Origin of the sequence: Novipirellula herctigrandis, assembly GCA_007859835.1 — a bacterium.
Lineage (GTDB): Bacteria > Planctomycetota > Planctomycetia > Pirellulales > Pirellulaceae > Novipirellula_A > Novipirellula_A herctigrandis.
In genome coordinates this window covers 8571102-8572526 of the sequence record SJPJ01000001.1, presented here as the reverse complement: position 1 = coordinate 8572526, position 1425 = coordinate 8571102, and the positions used below count along the sequence as shown (strand labels likewise).

Here is a 1425-nt window from a genome sequence, read left to right as displayed (position 1 = left end):
TTGTGGACCAAACGGACGAAAAGGGATCATCAACAGCGCACCCATAGCAGAGCATCAATCGCCCGGAGTGTGATAACGGTCGCCGTCACCGGGCGGCGAGAGTAAAACTAACCATTAGAAAACGCGTTGACGCCGCTCCGGTGCACGGCATGGTTATCCCACCGCTGCTTCGGCTCGTGGACGACGAAGACGTTCGATTAGCCCGCGAAGAATCGTTCGATCCTCCGGCAAGTAGTACCGATAGTGTGCCATCACCTCCTTGCCAGTGGAATCGTGCACGGAGAAAACACCCATCCGCTCGGTAACGAACTCCGGCTCCACGTCGCTAAGGTCGATAGAAACAGGTTGCGAACTAAAGATCAGAGTGGGGCCGGAAAGTGTTCGCCCATCTATGTTGACGTCAAAATTGCGAATGTCGATTGCAAGAGCCCAAAAGGCAGCCCGAATCACGACAATAAACACCGCCCAGCCATACGGGATGTCTAACCAACGGGTGAGGCAATAGATCACGATCCCGATGGACAAACTGCTGATCGTGGAAGCGATAAAGAAGCGCCATCGACTAGCCGCGAATGTCATGCGTGGTGAATCGGACACGGTTGCAAAACTTGATTGGGATAACGGTTGCGATAACCGGGTGGCCGCGGTTGATCTTCCATTTGTAAACGCGTTTTCGGCCACTCCGCGTTCATCGCTTGGTTATCCGCCGGTATGGGGCGACGCAACGGAGGAAGGCAGGCCAGTTATTGTGTCGACGGTGCCAACGAAGCCATCGCCATAGTAAGACGCAGTGACGATAATCGGGCCATCAATCGCGTTGTTGAAGTCGTCAAGTTCTTCGGCTGGAACCCAGAGCTCAACATCGTCGCGGTCGCCGACCGTTTGAACATCGTATCGGGACCCGAAATCATCGTCGACATCAAATTCGGTCACGAATCCGCAGTGACCGGACGCATCATCTTTAGTGTTCCAATTGTTCGCTATTGCTGAAGCGTATTTGAAGTTCAATACAGGATAGAAGATCGGCTGGTGCATTAGTCGCGGCGGGTAGGCTGTCCAACCGGAGGCAGCTATCAGTTCGAGTTCAGCTAGGCCAACTGGGCGGTAGAGTCGCATGATGTTCTTAGTCGGATAACGGTGGTGATCAGCGGGGACGGGCGAAAGACTTGCAAGCAGACGAGAAAACGGACCACCCGTCCTCCGTTGCATCACATGGTTATCGCACGGATTTGGGTTAAACGCCGATCGAGTCACCATCATGAATCAATCGACCGAACACCGTCAGTTTAGCCTTCGGCCCCTTCGGTGACGGTTGTCCGTTCCCTAGCATTATCAGTTTAGCGACGGTTCAATTTGAAAGCAACAAACGACGTTGTCGGACCAAACGGTTGCCAGCGGATCATCGACAGCGCCCCCATAGCAGAA

Annotated in this window: 2 protein-coding genes; both read right to left on the bottom strand. The window is 53.8% G+C overall.

All coding sequences use genetic code 11. The features are described from left to right. Nucleotides 1–153: 153 nt before the first annotated feature. A complete protein-coding gene (locus CA13_RS30865; protein WP_146403227.1) occupies nt 154–597 on the bottom strand; it encodes a hypothetical protein in 444 nt (147 codons plus the stop codon). Nucleotides 598–699: 102 nt separating this feature from the next. Next, on the bottom strand, nt 700–1209 hold the full coding sequence (locus CA13_RS30860; protein WP_419195063.1) for an ADP-ribosylation/crystallin J1: 510 nt from the start codon (nt 1207–1209) through the stop codon (nt 700–702). Nucleotides 1210–1425: the final 216 nt, after the last annotated feature.

What these genes read in the sequence shown, in the direction of transcription:
- CA13_RS30860 (WP_419195063.1), bottom strand. Translation starts at nt 1,209, where the DNA reads ATGCAACGGAGGACGGGTGGTCCGTTTTCTCGTCTGCTTGCAAGTCTT.